General features: G+C 69.3%; 15 protein-coding genes and 5 pseudogenes. 5 read left to right on the top strand and 15 right to left on the bottom strand.

From position 1 onward, the window contains the following. Positions 1-3: 3 nt before the first annotated feature. The 7 genes and pseudogenes from ACIGXX_RS18430 to ACIGXX_RS18400 form a co-directional block, all read right to left on the bottom strand. Complete coding sequence (locus tag ACIGXX_RS18430) at positions 4-1,011, bottom strand: hypothetical protein (RefSeq protein WP_399976812.1); 1,008 nt, start codon at positions 1,009-1,011, stop codon at positions 4-6. Beyond that, positions 1,008-2,648 carry a hypothetical protein gene (locus ACIGXX_RS18425; protein WP_399976809.1) on the bottom strand — a complete coding sequence of 547 codons (1,641 nt, stop codon included), beginning with the start codon at positions 2,646-2,648 and terminating at the stop codon, positions 1,008-1,010. Before ACIGXX_RS18425 ends, ACIGXX_RS18430 begins: the two co-directional genes overlap by 4 nt. Next, positions 2,648-5,677: a hypothetical protein gene (locus ACIGXX_RS18420; RefSeq protein WP_399976807.1), complete on the bottom strand. Its 3,030-nt coding sequence runs from the start codon at positions 5,675-5,677 to the stop codon at positions 2,648-2,650. Before ACIGXX_RS18420 ends, ACIGXX_RS18425 begins: the two co-directional genes overlap by 1 nt. Before the next feature lie 357 nt (positions 5,678-6,034). Continuing rightward, positions 6,035-6,313, bottom strand: a pseudogene (locus ACIGXX_RS18415) (molybdopterin-dependent oxidoreductase); the annotation flags it as partial. A 307-nt stretch (positions 6,314-6,620) separates the two neighbouring features. Then, positions 6,621-6,959, bottom strand: coding sequence for a hypothetical protein (locus ACIGXX_RS18410; protein ID WP_399976804.1), 339 nt, complete (start codon positions 6,957-6,959; stop codon positions 6,621-6,623). Between the two features lie 234 nt (positions 6,960-7,193). After that, positions 7,194-8,093, bottom strand: a complete 900-nt coding sequence (locus ACIGXX_RS18405; protein ID WP_399976801.1) for an RNA polymerase sigma-70 factor — start codon at positions 8,091-8,093, stop codon at positions 7,194-7,196. Between the two features lie 33 nt (positions 8,094-8,126). Continuing rightward, on the bottom strand, positions 8,127-9,329 hold the full coding sequence (locus ACIGXX_RS18400) for an NAD(P)/FAD-dependent oxidoreductase (protein ID WP_399976798.1): 1,203 nt from the start codon (positions 9,327-9,329) through the stop codon (positions 8,127-8,129). Positions 9,330-9,640: 311 nt separating this feature from the next. Between ACIGXX_RS18400 and ACIGXX_RS18395 the strand changes: the two genes are divergently transcribed. After that, positions 9,641-11,128: a M4 family metallopeptidase gene (locus ACIGXX_RS18395; RefSeq protein WP_399976795.1), complete on the top strand. Its 1,488-nt coding sequence runs from the start codon at positions 9,641-9,643 to the stop codon at positions 11,126-11,128. Positions 11,129-11,214: 86 nt separating this feature from the next. Further along, on the top strand, positions 11,215-11,361 hold the full coding sequence (locus ACIGXX_RS18390) for a hypothetical protein (RefSeq protein ID WP_399976792.1): 147 nt from the start codon (positions 11,215-11,217) through the stop codon (positions 11,359-11,361). A gap of 110 nt (positions 11,362-11,471) precedes the next feature. On the opposite strand, the pseudogene ACIGXX_RS18385 reads toward ACIGXX_RS18390, so the two are convergent. After that, positions 11,472-11,570: pseudogene (locus ACIGXX_RS18385) on the bottom strand (fic family toxin-antitoxin system, toxin component); the annotation flags it as partial. A 244-nt stretch (positions 11,571-11,814) separates the two neighbouring features. Here ACIGXX_RS18385 and ACIGXX_RS18380 point away from each other — a divergent pair. Further along, positions 11,815-13,269, top strand: a complete 1,455-nt coding sequence (locus ACIGXX_RS18380) for a multicopper oxidase family protein (protein ID WP_399976789.1) — start codon at positions 11,815-11,817, stop codon at positions 13,267-13,269. 663 nt (positions 13,270-13,932) lie between these two features. Here the strand turns inward: ACIGXX_RS18380 and ACIGXX_RS18375 are convergent. The 4 genes and pseudogenes from ACIGXX_RS18375 to ACIGXX_RS18360 all read right to left on the bottom strand — a co-directional run bounded on the left by ACIGXX_RS18375 (position 13,933) and on the right by ACIGXX_RS18360 (position 17,203). After that, positions 13,933-14,844: a GNAT family N-acetyltransferase gene (locus tag ACIGXX_RS18375; protein WP_399976786.1), complete on the bottom strand. Its 912-nt coding sequence runs from the start codon at positions 14,842-14,844 to the stop codon at positions 13,933-13,935. Positions 14,845-15,099: 255 nt separating this feature from the next. Then, positions 15,100-15,638 (bottom strand): annotated as a pseudogene (locus ACIGXX_RS18370) (GNAT family N-acetyltransferase). Then, positions 15,635-16,213: pseudogene (locus ACIGXX_RS18365) on the bottom strand (hypothetical protein); the annotation flags it as partial. The pseudogenes ACIGXX_RS18365 and ACIGXX_RS18370, both read right to left, overlap by 4 nt. 60 nt (positions 16,214-16,273) lie before the next feature. Further along, positions 16,274-17,203 (bottom strand): LysR family transcriptional regulator, encoded by a 930-nt coding sequence (locus ACIGXX_RS18360; protein WP_399976783.1) that lies wholly within the window; start codon positions 17,201-17,203, stop codon positions 16,274-16,276. A 114-nt stretch (positions 17,204-17,317) separates the two neighbouring features. On the opposite strand from ACIGXX_RS18360, the gene ACIGXX_RS18355 reads away from it, so the two are divergent. Further along, on the top strand, positions 17,318-17,845 hold the full coding sequence (locus tag ACIGXX_RS18355) for a DapH/DapD/GlmU-related protein (RefSeq protein WP_351173040.1): 528 nt from the start codon (positions 17,318-17,320) through the stop codon (positions 17,843-17,845). Between the two features lie 89 nt (positions 17,846-17,934). Continuing rightward, positions 17,935-18,147, top strand: a pseudogene (locus ACIGXX_RS18350) (transposase); the annotation flags it as partial. Between the two features lie 67 nt (positions 18,148-18,214). Here the strand turns inward: ACIGXX_RS18350 and ACIGXX_RS18345 are convergent. The 3 genes from ACIGXX_RS18345 to ACIGXX_RS18335 form a co-directional block, all read right to left on the bottom strand. Beyond that, a complete protein-coding gene (locus tag ACIGXX_RS18345) occupies positions 18,215-18,976 on the bottom strand; it encodes a DUF6193 family natural product biosynthesis protein (RefSeq protein WP_399976780.1) in 762 nt (253 codons plus the stop codon). A 333-nt stretch (positions 18,977-19,309) separates the two neighbouring features. Further along, the gene (locus tag ACIGXX_RS18340) at positions 19,310-20,047 is read right to left on the bottom strand and encodes a dienelactone hydrolase family protein (RefSeq protein WP_351172892.1); all 738 of its coding nucleotides are present in this window, start codon (positions 20,045-20,047) and stop codon (positions 19,310-19,312) included. A 216-nt stretch (positions 20,048-20,263) separates the two neighbouring features. Continuing rightward, on the bottom strand, positions 20,264-20,479 hold the full coding sequence (locus ACIGXX_RS18335; protein ID WP_399976776.1) for a hypothetical protein: 216 nt from the start codon (positions 20,477-20,479) through the stop codon (positions 20,264-20,266). Between the last annotated feature and the right edge of the window lie 154 nt (positions 20,480-20,633).

The following is a 20,633-nucleotide window of genomic DNA, read 5'->3' as shown; positions in this document are numbered from 1 at the left end:
GGGTTAAGGGCGCCGGGTCTGTGACGGATGCGCCCACCCCGTCCGCTGCCACCTCGGGTCCGCGAGCCAGGTCTCCAGAACTCTGAGGATCTTGGTGGAGTTGAGGGCCACGGTCACAGCCAGGTACGGCTTCTTGTTCTTGTCCAGAGCAGGCCTGGCGGAGAACTGCTTGGTGTCGGCCCGTAGGCCCACCCGGTCGAAGGGGCCCGCGGTGTCCCTCATCATGACGAGGTCCGCCACCGGTGTGGACCGGAAGGTCTCGACTCCGGTCTTGGGGTCCATCTCCCAGTACGTGATCACCGATCCGGGGACGGTTCCGGCCTTCAGGATCCGGTTGTACAGCTCGGTGATCTGTTCCTTGAGGTCCCTGCGGCCGGTCACCTCGGACTTGAACTCGTGGCAGGCCGGCAGCTTGCGTCCGTCGCCGTTCCCGTAGAGGCGGCCGTGGTCGAAGTACTTCCGTCCCTTCTCCTGGTGCGGTTCTTTGATCCACACGTCGCGCACCTCGGTCACGGTGGTGAAGGGCTTGGCCACCTTGACCGTCTGTCCGCGGCTGTCGGTGAAGTCGGCCTTGCCGCCCGTCACCGAGGTGTTGGCCAGGCGCAGCAGCGCGTGGTCGGCGAAGCCGAGGACGACACGGACCTCCTTCAGATCGGGGAAGGCGATCTCCAGGTACTCGCCGAGCAGGGCACTCGCCGTGACCTTCTCGTCGCCCAGGAGGGCCAGGGCCCGCTGGAGCTGGCGGTCGAAGTGGTCGAAGCCGCCGCGGCCCAGCTCCCATTCGGCCGAGACGTGCCGGGCGACCGCCTCGCGCAGCGCCGCGGTGCGCTGCGGGTTGCGGCGCCAGGCCGGCTCGATGCGCCGCCCCTTCACACCGCCCGCCACGTCTGGCTTCTTGGGGACGCTCACCTGGGCGTCGTGCAGGACCTCCGCCACCGCCAGCTTGCTCACGATCATCGGCGAGTAGGCGCGGGGGCGGCCCGAACCAGTCTTCGTACCCAGGGTGCTCACGGCGTCTCGGCCCTTTCCGGAACCGGTGCGGGCCCGAACAGTGTCTCCAGGTCGCCGAGGGTGTCGTCGGCCTCCAGAGCGGCGGCCAGGATCTTGAAGCGGGCAAGGCCGATCCGGAACAGCACGGTGAGCAGCCCCTCACCGAGGCCGCGGCGCAGCGCCTCGCTGCGGGCCACCAGGGCGCCGACCTCGCGCAGCGCGCCGGGGTCGTCGCGGCCGAGGCGGAACAGGCGGGCGCGGGCCTGGGCCTCCACCGTGCCCGCCGTGGCCAGGGTGCCCAGGATCTCGTGCAGCAGGAGCATCACGATGCCGAGGAGGAAGGCGGCGTGGCCCAGCAGGCCGAGGCCCGCCGCGAGGGCCAGCGGGGCGCCGGGCACCAGGGCGCCGAGCGCGAGCAGCGACAGGGCGGCCGCTACCCGGGCCAGCACGTCCCAGAACGCCGCCCAGGCCGCCCGGTCCCTGGCCTGTTCCTTCAGCCGGGCGTCGAGACCTGCCCGGTAGCGGCGCAGCACGATGCGGTCCCAGGGGCCGGCCCGGTCGTCCCGTACCGCGAAGTCGGCGAGCAGGTAGGGATTGGCGAGGACGCCGAGCTCCTCGCTGCCCTTGGCCAGGACGATGTCGAGGGTGCGCGCCTCGACGTGGGTGATGCCCCGGTCGGCGCGCTCGTCGGTACGGGGAGCCTCGAAGGTGATCCATTCCGTGTCCGGGGCACGGTGTTCCGCTGCGTGGGTCAGCCGGTCGAGTTCGGCGATGAGCCCGTCCAGGCGCACCGAGATCTGAGCGGCCACGGTGTACGGAAGGTGCGGGTCCTTCGGGCTGGTGCGCAGCGTGTCGGGCAGGTCGTCGAGAACCAGCAGCGCGGCCGGACACGCCGCGTGAACCTCTCTCAACGCGCCATGCATGACGTCGAGTTCCGCCTCCTGGGCGTCCGCGTACATCTGGTACCACAGGGCGGCGCCGCTGCCGGGGACGCGGGTCCTGGGCGGGTCCTTCCGGTCGCGGTCGGCCATCTTCTCGCCGAGTCGCCGGGCCTCGTCGAGCGCGACGAGATAGGTGTGGCCGTGTTCGAGGACGGCGTCCTGGGTCGCCTTCCGCACGAACCGGATGCCCATCGTCCGCCAGCCCTCGTACGGTGGCCGGAAGTCGGCCTTGTGGCCGACAAGCGTGCGACGTGCGTCCGCCCAGGCCGTCTTGGCGTACGCGGTGGCGCGCCGTTCGACGCGGACCAGGGCCTGCCCGATCATCAGCTCCAGGACGCGACGGGTGAGCCGGTGGAACCGCACCAGCCCGTCCGGCAGGCCCAGTTCCCTCATCCGCGGCTCGACCAGCTCCACGGCGTCCCAGCCGAGGTTCGCGTAGGCGGTGGCCAGGTCGTCGAGGTGGTCGGCGCCGAAACGCACGAGGAAGGGCCGCTGCCTGCCGAGGTGTTCGACCGTCGGGTCGGCCGTCGGGTCGGCCGTCGTGGTCAGGAACAGCGCCTGCGCGACGGTGTGCGGGGCGAGCACGTGCCGGCGCCACCAGGCGTCGAGCGCGCCTAGTTCGGGCTCCTCCTCGGGCGTCGCCGGGAGGTCGGTGACGGGCACGGCGGGCGGCCCCGCGCCCGCTGCGGCGCGCGCCGTGATCATGACGTTCTGCATCAGCCGGTCCCCGTCTCCCGCGGCTCTCGTTCGCGTTCCGCGCGCTCCGCCTCAACATCGGGCAGGCCGTCCGCGCTTCCGTGCAGGTACACCAGCGTCGTGGGCACGGTGAAGGTCCACGGCTTGCCGTCCGGGGCGCCGCCGAGCCGGTCGTCGGTCTGTTTGCGCAGTTCCTCGTGGAGTGGCAGGAACAGCGGATCGCCGATGACGGGGGCCGGGCCGCCGGTCCACGCCTCGCGGGTGGCCAGGTAGTGCAGCGCCGCCTCCTCGTAGGCGGGGGTGACGGCGACCAGGACCCGGGCCATGCCCGCCCGCAGGAACGCGGTGAAGTCCGGGTCGGCGTCGTCGCCCTGGTTCATCAGCTCGACCCAGCGCGGCAGTTCGGCCCAGAAGTACGGGTAGCAGAGGTACGAGATGTGGTGCCACTCGAAGGCCTGCTCCAGGAACTGGACGATGGTGCCCTTGTCGCGCGCCGCGCCGATGTCGATCGCGGGGACGACGACGCCCTGGTCGCGCTCGTGCGTGAACCGGGCCCGCGCGGGCGGCTTGCCGCCGGGCTGCTCGGGCAGGGCGAAGCGGGTCCACTCCATGTCGGTGGTGCGGGTAAGCATGGCGTCGATCTGGAGCAGGTCGTCCGCGTCGTCGGAGTCGAACTCCTTGGTGATCAGCGTCAGGCAGTGCTTCTTCAGCTCCTCGTCCATGACGAGCCGGTTCGCCTCGCTCGAACCGCCCCGCAGGACGTCGCGAACGGTGAGCGCCTTGAGCTGGTCGAGTTCCTCCTGGTACTGGGTGAGGGCCGCCTCGTACTCCTGGGTGCGCCGCTGGTTGAGGGCGTCGACGCGTTTGCGTTCGGCGCTGAAGACGACGTCGCGCACCTTGTGCTGCCAGTCGAGCAGGGCGTCGGCGCGGAGGTGCAGCGTGGCCGAGACGAACAGCCCGTAGCTCTGCACCCAGCGGAAGGCGAGGCCGAGCGTGACGGTGTCGGAGTGCAGCGGCAGCGGGCCGCCCTGCGGGGCCGGTGGGGTCTTCTCGTAGTGGGCAGGGAAGTACCAGACGTCGGTTCCGCCACCCTCCTGGTTGTAGCACTGCACTCCATTGACGGTGACGCGCAGCAGCCGGCCGCCCTGGTCCTCGAAGTCGACGCTTCCGTCAAGGCGCAGTTCCGTCAGCTGGTACATGGCGGCGTCGTCGATGCGGCACTGGTAGGTCTTGCCGTGCCACAGGTGCTCGCGCTGGATGTCCTTCTCGGCGAGATAGCCGTCGCTGCCCTCGTTCACGAGGATCGGCACCTGGCGCCACTCGGTGGGGAACGTGAAGCCGGACAGGTCGTGATCGCGGCGCAGTTCGCGGAACTTCGCCTCGTCGATGTCGCCCGGCGCGAAGTCGATCCGGGGCTTTTCGAGGACGGGCGGCACCGGCGGCTCGGGCAGGACGAGTCCGTCGGTGTGGGAGCGCAGCTTCGACTCGGCCCAGAACGCGGCCGGTTCGGGCACCAGGAACTCGAACATGAGGCGCTTGCCGTACGTGTAGACCTGCGCCGTGTACTCCTTGTCGACCCAGCGGTAGATCCCGGAGACGTGCCCCTCGCCCCTGATGTTGCTGAACTCCTGCCGGTTCTTCTCCTCCGTCTCCCACTGCCGCGTGGAGGAGCGCTGGGACGTGGTCTGGGTCGTGACCCGGTCCACCGCCTTGTCGACGATCTCGCGCGCGAAGTTGTGCGCCGCCTTCTGGGTGGCGTCGGAGGAGCGGTTGTACGAGAATCCGCCGCCGAGCGAGGCGACGACGGTGCCGCCGTTGTAGCTGACGCTGGCGTTGGCGGTGACGCCGAGGGCCGTCTTGACGACCTGTTCCGCTTCCTGTTTCACCTCGTGGCGGGTGGTCGACTGGGTGTCCCGCGTGTGTTCCTCGGTGCTGGTGTCGCCGAAGGAGTAGGTCTCCTCGTTCTTCTCCAGGCGCCGGTGGTCGCGCAGTTTGCGTTCGCCGAGCATCACGTTGTGGATGTGGGAGATCTCGCCGGGGACGTAGGCGGTCAGCCACTGCCGTACGACCTTCAGGTCGCCGACGCCGATCGGTTTCACATCGTTGAAGGGGCGGGTGTAGCGGAAGAGCTGGGCGAAGACCGGGTGGACGACCGGTGCGGCCTCGAGGTAGGCGGTGAGGTCGTCGCGGGTGGCCACGAGCGGCAGCCCGGGGACCGCCGTGGCACCGGTCCAGCCGCGCAGTCCGGGGTGGAAGGCGGCGAGGGCGGTGAGCAGCGCCTTCTCCCCCGCGCCGGGCGCCGTGCCGCCGCGCACCGCCGCGTAGATCCCGTCGATGACGAGGGCCTCGGCCAGGTGCAGGACGCGCAGTCCGTCGATGATGTGCTCCAGGTTGACCGTGACCCTGCGGCGCATCATGTACAGCAGGTAGAGGGCGTCGAACAGGGCGCGGCGGGCCGTGCGGTACGGCTCGCTGTGGGCGCCGTCCTTCGTCAGGACGAGGCTCTTGAGTCCGCCGGCCGGGGCGCCGAGCGCGGTCTCGATCCGCTGGGCGAACCGGGCGGGGTCCCATTTCCGGGTGTCCGCCCCTTCCTCCCGCGCGACGGTGGCCGCGCGGTGCAGTACAGCGAGCAGCGGATGGTTGCCGGGGACGTCCTCGGGGCGGTCGGGCAGCAGGACGTACTGGTCGCCGTCCTTGACGTAGGTGCGCCGGTCGAGCTGCTCGAAGGGCAGCACCTTCGTGCCGCCGTCGCCGCATGTCCCGTACCGGGGCAGGTTCTTGACGAGTTCGTGCAGCAGGTCGGCGATGCGGGTGGCCATCGTGTCGTCGTCGCCGGCCGGGTCGCAGAAGACCCGGCGGAAGACGACCCTGCCCGGCTCGGATTTGCTCGTCGGCGTGTGCAGGTCCTCGGGCTCGAAGGCGACGACGCCCTGGTCCTTGAAGACGATCGCCTCGTCGTGGACGTGGCGGCGGCGCCGCACGGCCACGTCGACGGACTCGGGAGCCCGCACCACCATGAAGTCGAACAGGGGTTCCTGGTCCAGGGCCATGACACACCTCACCGGTCGCGCGGACGGACTGCGCAGGACATTAGGAGGGGGCCGGGGCCGCTCGCATCGGGAGGCGTATAGGGGATTCCCCTGGCCGCCTCGGACCCGCGGGCGATCAGAGCAGTCCGCACTCCTCCTCCGCTCCGGAACACCAGTGGGACCGCGTCCGCGATCGACCGCGAATCGGCTGGGAGGAGAGGCGCTGACACACCGGCCCGGGGGTAGGGGCGCCGACCGGGGCGGACGGCGTACGGCGATGATCGGCGGGGTGGCCGGGCTCACCGCCGCGCACATCCTGAGCCGCGCGCGTCACGCCACGCTGGACGAGGCCGAGGAACCGCTCGGCGGCCACGCCCACACCCTGACGGCGCCGGACGGCTCGGCCCACCGGGTCGACCCCGGCGACCATGACCTGCCGGCCCGGGGCCGGCCGAACGGCTTCGGGGTGTCGATCCGGGACTGCGTCTTGATGGGCGCGCGGCGCGCCCGGCCGCCGTAGCGGCCGGGGACGACCATGCGGAGGGGGAAGCCGTGCTCGAACGGCAGGGGTCGCCCGTTCATGCCGACCGGAAGCAGCGCGTCCCGGCCGTCCATCACGTCGTCGACGGGCGTGCCGAAGGGCATCCCGTCCAGCGATAGCGAGCGCGACACCCGGTGCCCGAGACCTCTAGCACTCCGAAGCAAGGCATGCGGGTGGAGCACCGGACAGGTCGGCAGGCGCCGAGCGTAGTGGCCGGAGCGGCAGCCGATCCGGGGCAGGGAATCGAGGCAAGGGGACGTTGCGGGCTCGGCCGCGCCCGGCCGCGCTGTCAGCGGACGTGAACACCATTTCGAGATAAGGGCATCGCCATCTGCCAAGGCAACATGCCCAGATCGGGCCCCTGCGGGAAATCCCTGTGTGGGGCCCCGATTGCATGTCTTCCCACAGCCGCCCGCTGGGACACTACTTCCACGCGACGGCCACCACGGCCGCGGCCGCGCTGTACGCCCCAACAGCGTAGAAGGCCCACGGCCGCTTGTTGCGCATGCCGATCAGCGCGGTCACTGCCACCAAGACATCCAGGGCCAGCTTCACTGCCATCTTCGCGCCAACTACCGGTACGTCCAGGGATATTCGGGTCCAGACGAGTCCCGCGCCGGTGACCAGCTGGACGACCGCGCTGCTCACCATGTACCCGCTGGCCACCGGGTCCTTCCCTCTCAGTTGGAAGAAGACTCCGCCCATCAGCGCGGCGAACCCGAAGAGGTGGAAGACAAGGAACACATACCGCAGGATCTCCATGCCGGTGATCTTTCTCTAGAGTCAGAACGCGTTGCTGCTTCTTTGCACAGGACCTCGGCCACGCCCACATCAACTTGCCGACCGCTACCGCTACCGCCGTGGCCGGCGGTCTCCCCCGAACGGCCATCGAGTCACTCACCGCCCTTTGACGGACGCTGTGGTTTCAGGCGAGGTGAACCGTAGGAGGTCCAGTGCTGCGCCTGATGTTCAAGTCGCCGGCATGCCATGGGGCTTTCATCGCAGGGTGAGCAGGGTCTCGGATGCGATGCGGGACAGCTTCTCCGGGTTGCGGACGACGTACAGGCCGGTGATGCGGCCCGCCTCTACGTGGGCCGCGATGATGCTGTCCAGCTCACCGTCCAGGTGGAGCGACAGCGCCGGGCTGCCGTTGACCATGGTGGGCAAGAACGAGATCGGGATCGTGTTCTTGCCGAGTCCGCCGACGAGTAGGCGGGCCACCTTGTCGGCGCCGGCGATCGGCCGCAGCGCAGCGTGCTTCACGCCGCCGCCGTCGCCCATATAGACGACGTCAGGCGCGAGCACGTCGAGCAACCCCTGCAGGTCCCCACCTTCCAGTGCCCGCACGAACGAATCCACAGCCGCCCGCGTCTGGCGCTGGGACACCACGGCGCGTGGGCGCCGGGCGTCCACGTGCCGGCGGGCACGGTGTGCGATCTGGCGGACGGCTGCCGGGGTCTTGTCGACTGCCGCCGCGATCTCGTCGTAGTCGACGTCGAATACCTCGCGCAGTACGAAGACGGCCCGCTCGGTCGGTGACAACGTCTCCAGGACCAGCATCACCGCCATCGACACGCTCTCGGCGAGTTCGACGTCCTCGGCCACGTCCGGCGTGGTCAGCAGCGGCTCCGGCAGCCAAGGGCCCACGTAGGACTCCTTGCGCCGCGACATCGTGCGCAGCCGGTTGAGCGCCTGCCGGGTCGTGATCCGGACGAGGTACGCGCGCTGGTCACGCACCTGCTCGAGGTCGACCGCCACCCACCGCAGCCAGGTCTCCTGCAGGACGTCCTCGGCATCGGCCGCCGAACCGAGCATCTCGTAGGCGACGGTGAACAGCAGGCTGCGGTGGTCGACGAAGGTCTCGGTCGCCCGGTCGACAGTGTGATCATCACTCATGTCTGGATCATCTCTCCCCCGGCCGCATCGGACCTAGCAAATCCGTTCACTGGCCGGTGCCTCGGCGCGTGCGGCCTCCAGCGCCTCGCGGCGTCCTGCGCCTCCCTTCATGCGGTGCAGCTTGTACCCGCCGGGCTTGTGCGCCTCTTCCGCCAGATGCCTCACGATGCCCTTGCACACGCCTTCCTTCATTTTCGCGCCGAGGCGACCGTCGATGTGCAACCACACCGCGACGTCGGACCTGTTGCCGAACTGGAAGATGCCCGTGCGCCGGCCCAGGCTGATGCACTGCGCTCCGAACGACTGGTTGAGGGTCTCGGGCTGTTCCCCCGCCAACCGGCTGAGCACCGTGTCAGCGGCCCGCGCGCCCAGCGGCATCGCCGTCTGACAGCTCATCCGCAACGGCAGACCCGACGGCGCCGCCGAGTCTCCGGCCGCGACAATGCGGTCGTCATCCACGCTCGTCAACGTCTCGTCCGTGAGCAGGCGGCCCTGCACGTCGGTACTCAGCCCACTGCGGGAGGCCAGGTCCGGCACGCCGAAGCCTGCGGTCCAGATGGTCAGTGCGCTGGGCAGCTCCCGACCGTCAGCGAGTCGCACCGCGTCACGCGTCACCGCCGTCACCTTTGCGTCGGGGCCTTGCACCACCTTCACCCCGAGCGCCGCCAGCCGCCCGGCCACCGACCGCCTCCCCCGCCGATGCAAGTACGGACCGAGCACCCCACCGCAGACCAAGGTCACGCTGCGGCCCTGCTCCGCCAGCTCAGCGGCGGTCTCGATGCCTGTCGGACCGGCTCCGACGACCGTCACCGCGGCCGATGCGGGCGTGGCATCGAGGACCGGCAGCAACCGCTGCGCCTCCTCCAGAGCGGCGATCGGGTAGGCGAACTCGGCTGCCCCAGGAACCTGCGGGTCGGCGCTCCCGCTGCCCACCGCATAGACCAGGTACTCGTAGCTGACCGCACCACCGCTCGCCAGTTCCACACCGCGCCCGGCCGCGTCAATCCGCGTCACGCTGTCGACCACCAGCCGCACTTCCTCCGCCAGGACCTCCTGGAAGTCGACGACAGCGGCGTCGGTCCCGCCCACCATCTGGTGGAGCCGGACCCGGTGGACGAAGGTGGGGCGCGGGTTGATCAGCGTCACCCGCACGCCGTCACGCTGCGTCAGGCGATTGGCTGCCATGACGCCGGCGTATCCGCCGCCCAGCACAACCACATCGATGTTCTCCACCATGATGATGTCTCCCTCGTTTCGAGCGGGTCGACCTCAAGACACCACCGGCGCGCCCCCTGTGACAGCATGTGATCCAGTTCACTTTTCCAGCGGGGCCTGCGGACGGCCTTCGTCCCAACTCCCGTGCCACTGGGCACTGTCCGCGATCCGTGCGGCGTGGGCTTCTCGCCGTCTTGCTCGTGATCCTCAAGCTCTGATCCCGCACACCTACGCATCACGTCCCGAGCGGCCCGGAAGGGTGCGGGAGGGTGCGGGAGAAATACGTCCGGAGGGCGATTGCCGGAGCCAGCGGCGCCCCGGATCCTGCGGGGATGGACAGTGCTCTACTGGCAGCGGTCATCGGTACGGTGGGCGGTGGCCTGGCCACCGGTGGCGCGGCGTGGCTCCGGGCGCGGGCCCATCTGCGTACGGCGGCCCGGTTGATCTATGCGGAGCTGACGCGCGACAGCGCAGCTGTGGCGTACTTCTGTCGAACCAGGCACTGGGCGGAGCCGACGCTGTCGCGGACGGCGTGGGACGGCCACGGTGCGGTGCTGGCGCGGCGGCGTGACGGGCGATCGTTCGAGACGGTGCACCGCGGATACGAGGCGCTGGAACTGGTGCCGTACATCGCGGACGACACGCTGGCGGCCGAGACCCGTGAGCGGTGGCTGGCTGAGGAAGCCCGGCGGGTCGCCGCCGCCATCGAGGAGATCGGTGCGATCGCGCAGGTATCCAAAGACCAGGTCCAGGCGTGGACACGCCGCCTCGAAGGTGGGCGCCTCACGGACAGCCGCACTGTGCCGATGCTGGTCTCCGGCGTCGTCTCTCTGCCGTTGCTGGAGCGGCTGACCGGGGATATGGCCATGGACCTGGTCTACGAAGGGCCCGGCGTGGTCCTGCGAGACGGCGCGCTGGAGATCCTTCCGGGCGTCGAGAAGGTCGCCCAGCACATTGTTTTCGATGCCGCAGGCGGCGAGTCCCACCACCGCCTGCGAGCTGCTCGCTACACCGGGCAACCGCCCACCGGCGACGCCGCGGTGGACGAGGCGTACGACGGCCTTGTCGCCGCCTCTACGTTCATGGCGGAGGTTCTCGGCCGGGACTCGATCACGGTGTCGAACTTGCCGCTGGCGGCCGTCGTGCACCACGACAGGCGCTACAACAACGCCTACTGGAACGGGGAGTATCTCGTCCTCGGGGACGGCGACGAGGAGATTTTCAGCCGCTTCACCCAGTGCCCTGAGGTGATTGCGAGCGAGGTCTGGCCGGGAGTTCCGGAGGTATCGGCGATCTCCTTCGGCGGAGAGAGCGGAGCCCTCAATATCTCCATCCGCGATGTCTTCGCCTCGCTGACCAAACAATACGCACGTGGGCAGAGTGTGGACGAAGCCGACTGGGTAGTGGGTGCCGGGCTGCTCGCGCCCTCACTCCACGGCGTCGGTCTTCGTTCGCTCAAGGCGCCAGGCACGGCATACGACAACGATGTACTGGGCCGGGACCCCCAGCCGGACCACATGCGGAACTATGTCCACACCGAGCGCGACAACGGCGGTGTCCACCTCAATGGCGGCATTCCAAATCGAGCCTTCTATCTCGTTGCCGCAGCCCTGGGCGGCAACGCCTGGGAGCGTGCCGGCCGCATCTGGTGGGACGCGCTCACCTCGGGCGAAGTCGGCGAGCTCCCCCTCTTCGCCGACTGGGCCCGCCTCACCACCAGGGCCGCCATCGCCCGCTACAGCGAGGGCAGCGAAGAACACCGCGCCACCCTCGCCGCCTGGGACGCTGTGGGCGTGCCCATCGGCATCGACGGTGCCTGACGGGCGGCAGTGCAGGAATCGAAGTGCCCCAGCGCCCGAAGTTGACGGACGGGTTCGTACCGAAGTTCGCAGTGGAGCTGGATGTAATGATCATGCAGGCCGGAAGTGTCGTTGACCTCGAACTGCCGGGCAAAGTCCAGCGTGAAGACGGGCGGGCCATCGAAGGCGTGGGTCCCGTACTGGCAGAGCAGGCCATCTGCGTCGGGTGTGTTCACGGTGTCGAAGCGTTGTGAGCCGAAGCGCACGAACCTCAGCCACACCTCGTCCAAGGCCAGTTCGGCGAGAGGTTGTTGTCCAGGGCTCAGTTCATGCCGAAGTCGCTCCTGGGCCTGCTCTATGGGCAGGCGGCCGCGACGGCGAGGTTCGAGCGCTCTAGCCAGCGGCAGCGGCCCAGGACGTGCACCAGCGCTGCGGCGCGCGCGTAGGGGTCGTCGTGGACGGGTGGCAGACGGGTAGGCGGCGGGATACCGATGCAGTTCTTCTTCTCTCCGTCGTTTCCAGCACCGGCGCACATCAACTTGGCCGTCGAAGCGGCGTACTTCACCGCTCCCCTCTCGTCTGGGAGGACCCCGTCATCGGCTGCACCGTCGCTCTAGCAAGCGCCGAGCGCACTCCGGGTGAATGCGGTGTACAGAAACGCATGGGGAGACAGGCGGCGGCTTCGGCGGCCGGGCGGAGGAGACACGGTGCTGACGCGCAGACAGATATTCAAGGCGGGAGCTGCCACGGGACTTGTGGTGGCCGGATCCGGCGCCGCGCTGGCTGTCAATACGACGGGGACGGCGTCCAAGGCGGTCGCGGCCGAGCCGATGTTCCGTGTGCCGCTGCGGGTGCCCCGCGCGCTGCGCCCGGCCCGTACCAAGGGCCGTCCCATCGCCGGGTTCACGGAGTACGACTACTACCGGCTGGCGACGCGCGAGGTGGAGACCACCATCCTGCCCGGGACCACCACCAAGATGCGCACCTTCAACGGGGAGCTGACCCCCGTCATCCGGGCCACCCGGGGGCGCCCGGTGGTCATTCAGCAGGTCAACGAGCTGGATGTGCCGTTCTCCATGCACCTGCACGGCGGACACGTGCCGGCCCGGTACGACGGCCACCCCCACGACGAGAACGCGCCGGGCATGAGCCGGGCGTTCATCTACCCCAATACGCAGCAGGCGTCGACGATGTGGATCCACGACCACTCGCACGAGGCGCACGCAGAGAACATCTACCGGGGTGTCGCCGCCGGCTATGTGCTGACCGACGAGTTCGAGGAGCGGCTCCCGCTTCCCAAGGGCCGGTACGACGTCCCGCTGTATCTGCGGGACGCCAAGTTCGCGGCCGACGGAACACTCGTCTACGACCTGGAAGACTTCAGGGACCGGCCGACCATCCTGGTGAACGGCACCCCGCGCCCGTTCTTCAAGGTGGCGGCCCGCAAGTACCGGTTCCGGCTGACCAACACCGCCAACGAGCGTGCCTTCCTGCTCCAGTTGGGGGAGGAAGGCCACGAGATGACGCACATCTCCTCCGACGGCGGTCTGCTGCCGGCCCCGGTACCGACCAAAGCGGTGGAGATCTGGCCGGCCGAGCGCCAGGAGGTCGTGATCGACTTCTCTCGCTTCCCGGTCGGCTCGAAGATCGTGTTGCGCAACCTGATCGCCTTTCCCGGCGAGCCCCCCGAGATCATGCGGTTCGACGTGGTGCGCGACGCCGAGGACCCGAGCCAGGTTCCCGATGTGCTGCGTCCCGCCCCTGACTTGGGCAAGGCCACCGTGGAGCGCAACTTCGTCATGTCCTTCGACCCGGCCTCGGGTCACCACCTGATCAACAACAAGCATTTCGACGTCAACCGGGTGGATCTGAGGCCCAAGATCGGTGACACGGAGATCTGGACGATCGAGAACACGGACACCAGGTTCGGCATCCCGCATTCCCTCCATACGCACCTTGAGCATTTCCTGGTGGTGGACCGGGACGGTCAGGCGCCCGGGCCGAGCGAGGCCGGGCTGAAGGACACCATCACGGTGATGCCGGGCAAGAAGGCCCGAGTGAAGATCAAGTTCACCGACTACACCGGCAGGTTCATGTACCACTGTCACCTGATGGGTCACCTGACCATGGGCATGATGGGGCAGATGGAAGTGAAGAACTGACATGGCGGGGCGAACATCCTGATCAGGATCGACCGGTCGGCCCGGCCTGGGGCGCCACGTACGGGCGGCGCTGGGGCAGCAGGCGGAAGGGGCAGGCGCGAGCGCCCGCCCCTTCGGGTAGTGACCCCAGCGCCTCGAATCTCGGTGGGGGCGGACGGACCGTTGCTGCCTTGCTTGTGAACGCGTCCCCATCGTCGACGCCGGGTGATCAGGCCGGAGAAGGGGCCCACCCCGCCGGGAGCGTAAACGAGGAGTGCGATCGGACCGTCGTACTCCCGAGCCGTGGCCCGCATCGCAGCAACGTCTGTCGGGCTCGGCCCGGATGGTGCGGGATGGCTGTACCCCTCGCCGGCGTAGCCGGAGCTGGTTCGACGTCCCGGTGGTCGGAACGGCGCCAGGAACAGCCGGGAGACACCCCGCAGCAGCGCACCACGACACAGACGGCGTAGAACTGCGACAACAGGACCTCCGGGGCAGACGAATTGGCTTCGCAACCCTCGTGCTGCACCGGAGGTCCTGCCTTCATGCGCCCAACCAGCCGAAATCACCTGCCCAGGCAACCTGTTCGACCAGAACCGCCCTCACGATCGACAGGACTACGGCTGCCGTGCGGGTTCGCCAGTGATGGCCCACGACAGCCACTGCTGGTGTCAGCCGGTGATGTCAGCGGGCACTGGAGGTGGTCCGGGCAACGGGGTGGAAGTTGATGCGTTCGCGCACCACGGGGAAACCGGCCTTGGTGAAGTTCGCGGCCATCGGGAAGTTGCCCCGGTCCGTGGCACCGGTGACGGCCTCCGCGCCCTGGTTCACCAGGAAGTGGGTGCACTCGGCGAGGAGGTCGTAGGCGTAACCATGGCCGCGGTGCTCCGGCAGGACGCCGATGAACCCGACGGTCGGTCCGGAGGGGTTGTGCGCCGGGATGTGGATGCCGGCCATTTCGCCTTCCGGGGTGCGGGCGAGCTGCCACCATTCCCGCGGGGAGGGGCACCAGTGGAAGAATTCCAGTTCTTGCCGCGCGGCCTGGTCGAGGCCGCCCTCCTCGATGGCCTTCAGCGCGTGGGCGTCCAGCGTGGCCGCGTGGATGCGGCGCAGCGCGTCGAAGAAGACCGAGTCGTCGGGCTCGGGGCCGAAGACGAGGCGACCGGGTCGCTCCGGCAGCCCGAGTTCCGGGGTCCAGCGGTACAGGAAGCGTTCCACCAGGAGTTCGTAGCCTGCGGCCCGGGCGGCGGCGAAGCGAGTCTCGGCGGCCGCGGCCAGGGCGGGGTGCTCGCGCCAGTCGCCGGGCAGGTTGAGCTCGAGTTCGACCCGCCACGGGGCGGAGCGCAGGAGTTCGGCCCCCGCCTCGACCTCGCCCTCGGCGACGTCGAACCAGTTGAGGTTGATGGGTTCCTCGTCATCGGGACCGCCCCACCAGGCGCCGCGGGCGACGACGACGCCGTCGCGCAGGGCCACCCGCTTCCAGTGGGGACGATGCGTGGTCCGCTGGTGCGCGGCACGGGCGTTCAACGGGTCGGGGTGTGCGTCGAACAGATGGGCGTCGCTCTCGTCGAGCGCGCGGATGACCGTATCGGTCATGGGTTCCTCCGGGATGCGTACGGCAGAGCGCTCCCGGTCGGATCAGAGGTGCCACACCGGGCTAACGGGGAGGGAGCGCTGGATGGTTGAGAAATGCACGGCACTCGCCTCCTTCCGTTCGTCTCACGCGGCGTGGTCCGGAGTCATACGGTACCTGAACACCGGTGGGTCCGTCCTGCGAATAACCAGGCGTATGTGGAGATCCCGCGCGCGCTCCGACGTCGACGTCCTGACGACACTGCGCCGTGCGCTCAACTAGCGAGCGGGACAGATCATCACCGTGAAAACCGGTGAGGCCGCTGACGGCTGGCTCTGCCCGATGTCCTCGTATCCCCACGACCGGTGCAGCGCGTGAACCTTGCCGTCACCGGCCGCCTTGCTGACCATGAGCGTCACGTAAGGCTCGTCACGGCTGGCGAGCAGGGCGTCGTGGATGCGCCGCGCGTTCCCCGTGCCCCGCCATGCCAGGCTCACCCCGATATCTTTCAACGCCACGGCCCGACGCTCGGTGTACTCCGCCGCCGGCGCCGGACTGATGCGCTGCCAGTCCCGGTCGCCGTGCTCGATGGTGTTGCCGTAGGCCTAGCCGACCGGCTGGCCCTCCGCATAGGCGAGGGCGGCCACGAAGCCGGGCTCGGTGCCTTGCCCCGGTCCAGGCTCTCACCGGACACGGTGGCCGCGTAGTTGGGCAGGTGTAGCAGCGGGGCACGCACCTCGGCGTACACGTCGAGCAGGTCGCCGCGGGCGGCCTCGAGCGCGGTGAACGTGCGGAGGTCGATGGGGGCCGTGGTCATATCGCGGCTCTCCAAGCGGCAGTGCGCTCGGTCCAGGTGGGCGCGGTGGAGCTGGCCGGCGCGGTGGCGCGCAGTGCAGTCCCGAACTCCTGCAGCATCCTCGATACACGCGCATGGTGGGTAGCCGCGTCCTTCGGCACCGACATCGCGGTGACCGTGGCGGCGTCGGCATCTGCCTGGGCTAGCTGGGCGTGGGCGAGGCGGCTGGCGGTGATCGCCCGGGAGCGGTCGCCCGGGAGCGGAGCATGTAGGGCCGCAGAGCGGCCAGGCATCGGTGCGCATGATATTCGGCGGTGGGTAGTCACCGAGCGAAAGGTGGGCCGAGAGCGCGCCAGGGAGTGCAGGTCGGCTTCGTCGTAGAAGGCGAGCAGCCACACGGGGCGGTAGGCGCCCGGGTCGGCGTGGTCCATGGCGTCGTGGGCCCGGTCGTACGCCCGGCGCAGGCCGTTGCGGTCCTGGGCGACGCCCTAGATGGCCATCTGCCGGGCCACGCCGAGGGAGGCGAACAGAGGTTCGCGGCGTGTGATGTACAGACCGCGGGCGGCGTCGTTGGCGGCGAAGGCGTCGGCGAGTCTTGGCCGTCGTCCGGCTGGGCGAGCATCCGGCGCCCTTGGATGGGCAATTCGGTCGTCTGGTCAGCGGTCTACCCAGTCCGGCACCCACACGTCGTGCGGGGTTCGCGGGCCCGCAGTGCGCAGATACTCGCGTAGCGCGGTCAGCACGGGGTGCTGGTCTCCGTCGCGGAACAGCAGCACGTGCGGGTAGACCGGAGTCGGCTCGTGCAACGGGATGCGCCGCAGGTCGTGGGTCTGGGGCCACAGGTACCGGTCTCCGCTGCCCACGAGGGTGGCCAGCGAACCCGAGTCGGCCAGTGCGTCCATCAGGGCCTCGTCACCGAAGTTGGGGCCGAGCGCGTCGATGCTCAGGCCGAAGCGCTCGGACAGCGCCTGGTAGAACGCCGCCCACTCGGTGCCCGGCCTGATCCCTGGAATCCAGATCCGGTGGCCGGCCAGGTCCGCAGGACGGACCCAGGGCGCCCCGGCCAGCGAATGGCCGGGGCCGACCAGGAGCTCCAGGGGTGCGTCCAGGAGCCGTTCGGTGCTGATCCCGGCCGGGATCTGGTCTGCCGGCAGAGCACGGAAGGACGCGTCGACGGTCCCTTCGAGCACCGCCTGGGCGGCCTGGGTGGCGTTCTCCTCGCTCAGCGTGACCGCGTCCAGGTCCGTCTCGGGGTGGGCGCGGTAGAACCGGTACACAGCCTGGGCTGGGGAGATGCGCCGGTTAAGGACATCGACGCGCAAGGGACGGCTGCCGGGGCGCACGGCCTGCTCGGCCTGCTCGATGGCCGCCAGGACCTTCTTGGCGTGCGGCAGGAAGACCTGCCCGTCCAGGCTCAGCCGGGAGCCTCGGGAGGTCCGCACCAGGAGCGTGACCTCGATGTGTCTCTCCAGGGCCGCGACCCGCTTGGAGACCGCCTGCTGGCTGATCCCCAGTTCGTCGGCCGCAGCCTGGAACTGGCCGGTCTCGGCGACGGCCACGAACGTCCGCAGCCCTTCAACATCCACGCTTCCACCCTACTTCCACAACTACAGGTTGTGTCTGGTGTGGTGCAGGGTTGTTTGATCGAGTGTCCTGCGCGGTGGTGGGATCAGCGCATGTCTACCCGTACAGAGCAGGTCATGTATGTCCAGACACCCGAGTTCGCGCGTCATGCGGAACGAATCGTGGAGGTGACCGATGCGACGTCTCGACTGAACGTACTTCCGTTCAGCGACAGCGAAGGGCGTCAGGAACTACTTTCCGTTGTGTTCGGCGGGCCGCTGCCGGAGTCGGTGATGATCTACCCGCCGTTCTTCACCGAGTGCGGGCTGCACACGACGTTCGGGGAGAACGTCTTCGTCAACCAGGGATGCACCTTCATGGACAAGGGAGGCATCCGTATCGGCAACGGTGTCATGATCGCGCCGAAGGTCAGCCTCATCACCGGAGGCCATCCACTGCCCCTGGCCGAGCGCCGCGAGTACCTCTCCTTCGCCCCGATCGTCATCGAGGACGACGTCTGGATCGGGACGGCTGTCGTGATCACGCAGGGAGTGACCATCGGTGCCGGGGCGGTGGTCGCTGCCGGTGCGGTGGTCACTCGTGATGTTCCTGCCGGCACCGTGGTCGCGGGGGTGCCCGCCCGGGTGATCAAGACGATCGGCTGAGCCGGGCCGCCGCGCTGCCGAGCCGGGTGCACTGCACCTCTGCGGTCTGATCCTGATGCCTCGTCACGTCCGGCTGACCGGCTGACCAGCTAACCGACCGGTGGGACCGCATTCGGCTGCTGCTGCCCTCCAGTGCCGGTCGTCGTGGCAGGTCGTGGGCCGATCACCGCCGCATTGCGGAGGCGATCGTCCACCGGTGCCGCACCGGTCTTCCCTGGCGCGACCTCCCAGCCAGGTTGGGATCTTGGGAGACCGTGTGGGCCCGCCACCGCCGCTGGGCCGCCGACGGGACTACAGAACGCCACGGCCTCCCGGGGGGCCACCGACGAGATGGCGGCGAACCGGGCGGCGAAATCCGTCGATCGTAGGTCAGGCGGTGCTCTCGCGCTTCGGCCAACCTCCCTCGATGGCCGGGCCGCTGCCTGCGGGAATGTTCGCCGCCACCAGCGCTGCGGCCTCGCTGGCGCTGAGGCGGGCACCGAGCACACGTGACGGTGTCTGCGCAGATCCCTCTGCAACCACGTTCCACAGCCCGTCTATCGTCGGAATCACGCGCGGAAGCTCGTTGTGGAACGGATCAGCGGTGCTGCTGAGCAGGCTGAACTGGCCGTGCGACGGCCACGGGAAGAAGGCGCGCAGGGCCGGCTGCGTATAAAGCGCCTCGGCAAGTTCGGTGTCGCCCAGCCTGATCACTTGCGAGCGTTCCAAGGTCAGTCGCCAGGCGGTCGCCACGACCCTTCCAGGCGGTGCCGCCTTCAGCGGGTCATCCGCGAGGAGCGTCCACTCGCGGCGCAGCTGACCGATCGATGCGCCCTCACACCATTCGTGCAGGATGGCGGCCACCACCGCGAGGCTATCGGTGCTGCCGAAGGCACCCCAGAGCCATCCGGAGTCCGCGGAGATCTCGATGCGGAACTCGCGTTCGTCGTCGTTGGTCGCGTATACCGCGAACCGCACCTTCCCCCGAACACGGCATGCGGCTACCGCTGGGGCGAACCCCTCAACGGGTTCCATGGGGCCGACAGCGTGCCCGTGGCGAGCCGCTTCGCGAGCCAACGCTTCTCCCAAGCCACCCGGCTCAGCCAACTCTGGATAGAGGTCGGTCGGCACTTCGCTTGAACGTTCCTTCATGCGCATACGGTAGGTCGTGGGGTGGAGGTGTGACCTCTCCGAAGCCCGGGAGCAAGCGCACTGCGTCACGGGATCGGCGGCCCTCCTGAGGTGTTGCTGAAACTCATCGACACGCTCATGACCCGCAGACTCACCCGACCCGCCGTCCAGCCAACGCATCCCTACCCCGATCTGCCGAACCCGTCCACGCTGCTTGAGGCGTCACAGGTCCGACGGGAGCGGCATCGCGATGGACGCGACGATGCCGTCCATCGCGTCGTTCAGGACCGCCTCGCGCTCGGCCGGATCAGTGCAGGACGCCGACCAAGCCGGGGGCCGGGATGTTCGCCTGGGTCATGCCCCCAGGTCCTCCGTCACGGGCAGGCACTCGGCGAGCAGGTCGACGACGTCGCGCCAGGCTCGCTGCGCGTGCTGCGGGTGGTAGCCCACGCCGGGGACCGTGGGGTGGTCGACCGGCGGGTGGTGGAAGGCGTGCAAGGCGCCGCCGTAGACCGCCAGTCGCCAGTCGACGCCCGCGGCCTGCATCTCGGCGGTGAACGCCTTCCGTTGCGCGGGCGGCATGATCGGGTCTTCCGACCCGACCCCGGCCCACACCGGGCAGCGAATGCGCGCCGCCTCGCCCGGTCGGCCCGTGGTCAGTGCGTTGACTGTGCCGATCGCGCGCAGGTTGACGCCGTCGCGCCCGAGTTCCAGCCCGATGGCGCCCCCGGTGCCGTAGCCGACGGCGGCGATCCGGTCGGGGTCGGTCCGCGGTTCGGTACGCAACACGTCGAGCGCTGCATGGCCGATGTTCCGCATCCGGTCGGGATCAGCGAGCAGTGGCATGCAACGGGCCAGCATCTCCTCGGGGTCGCTCAAGTAGCGCCCGCCGTGAAGGTCGAAGGCCAGCGCTATGTATCCCAGCTCGGCGAGAGCATCGGCCCGGCGGCGCTCGACGTCGCTGAGCCCTGTGCCCTCCGGTCCGAGCAGCACCGCGGGCCGGCGGTCGACACCGGCCGGGAGCGCGAGGTGCCCGATCATCGTCAGACCGTCGGCCGGGTACTCGACCGTACGCGTCGTAATCGTCTTCATGAGACTGGACTGTAGTGATCGTCGAGTTCGGTCCGGCCGCTGTTCTGCCGCTGGCAGAGCAGCGCGGGCGTCTCCCTGAAAAACGGCGAGGGCTTACAAGAACCGTCACTTAGAGCCGTCTCCGGCGCCACGGTGGGCGGCGCGATGCCGGTACTGAGCCTGCCCAGAGGACGAAGTCTGCAGAGCCGGCGGCTGCGGCGAGGTAACGCGGGCGCCTCATTCGAGGACGGCGAACAGGTCGTCAAGCCCCGTCTCGGCGGACGTCCGGCGGGCTGCCGCGGCCTTGGCGGCGCTCAGTTCCGTACTGACCACACGCCCCCTCCCCGTGTCACGCACCGCGGCGGCGCCATGGAGCGCGGAGACACCGAAGGACGTGCCGAACGTGACGACGGTGGCGGGGCGGGGCGGGGCGGGGCGGGCTGCCCGAGTCAAGTTGCAGTGGGGGCGCGGGACCCTGGGGTCACGCCGCCCGGACCCGTCTGCTGGTCGCCTCGTCCTGCTCGGCATGCCGGTACTTCCGGTCAAGGGCGGAGGCGACGCAGAGGACCTCGAGGCTGTTGGTGGGCGCCATGAACCTAAGCTGGAC

Origin of the sequence: Streptomyces sp. NPDC055243 (assembly GCF_044544025.1) — a bacterium.
Classification (GTDB): domain Bacteria; phylum Actinomycetota; class Actinomycetes; order Streptomycetales; family Streptomycetaceae; genus Streptomyces.
Note: the sequence above shows the minus strand (reverse complement) of the source record. Positions and strands in the feature narration are given on the sequence as shown.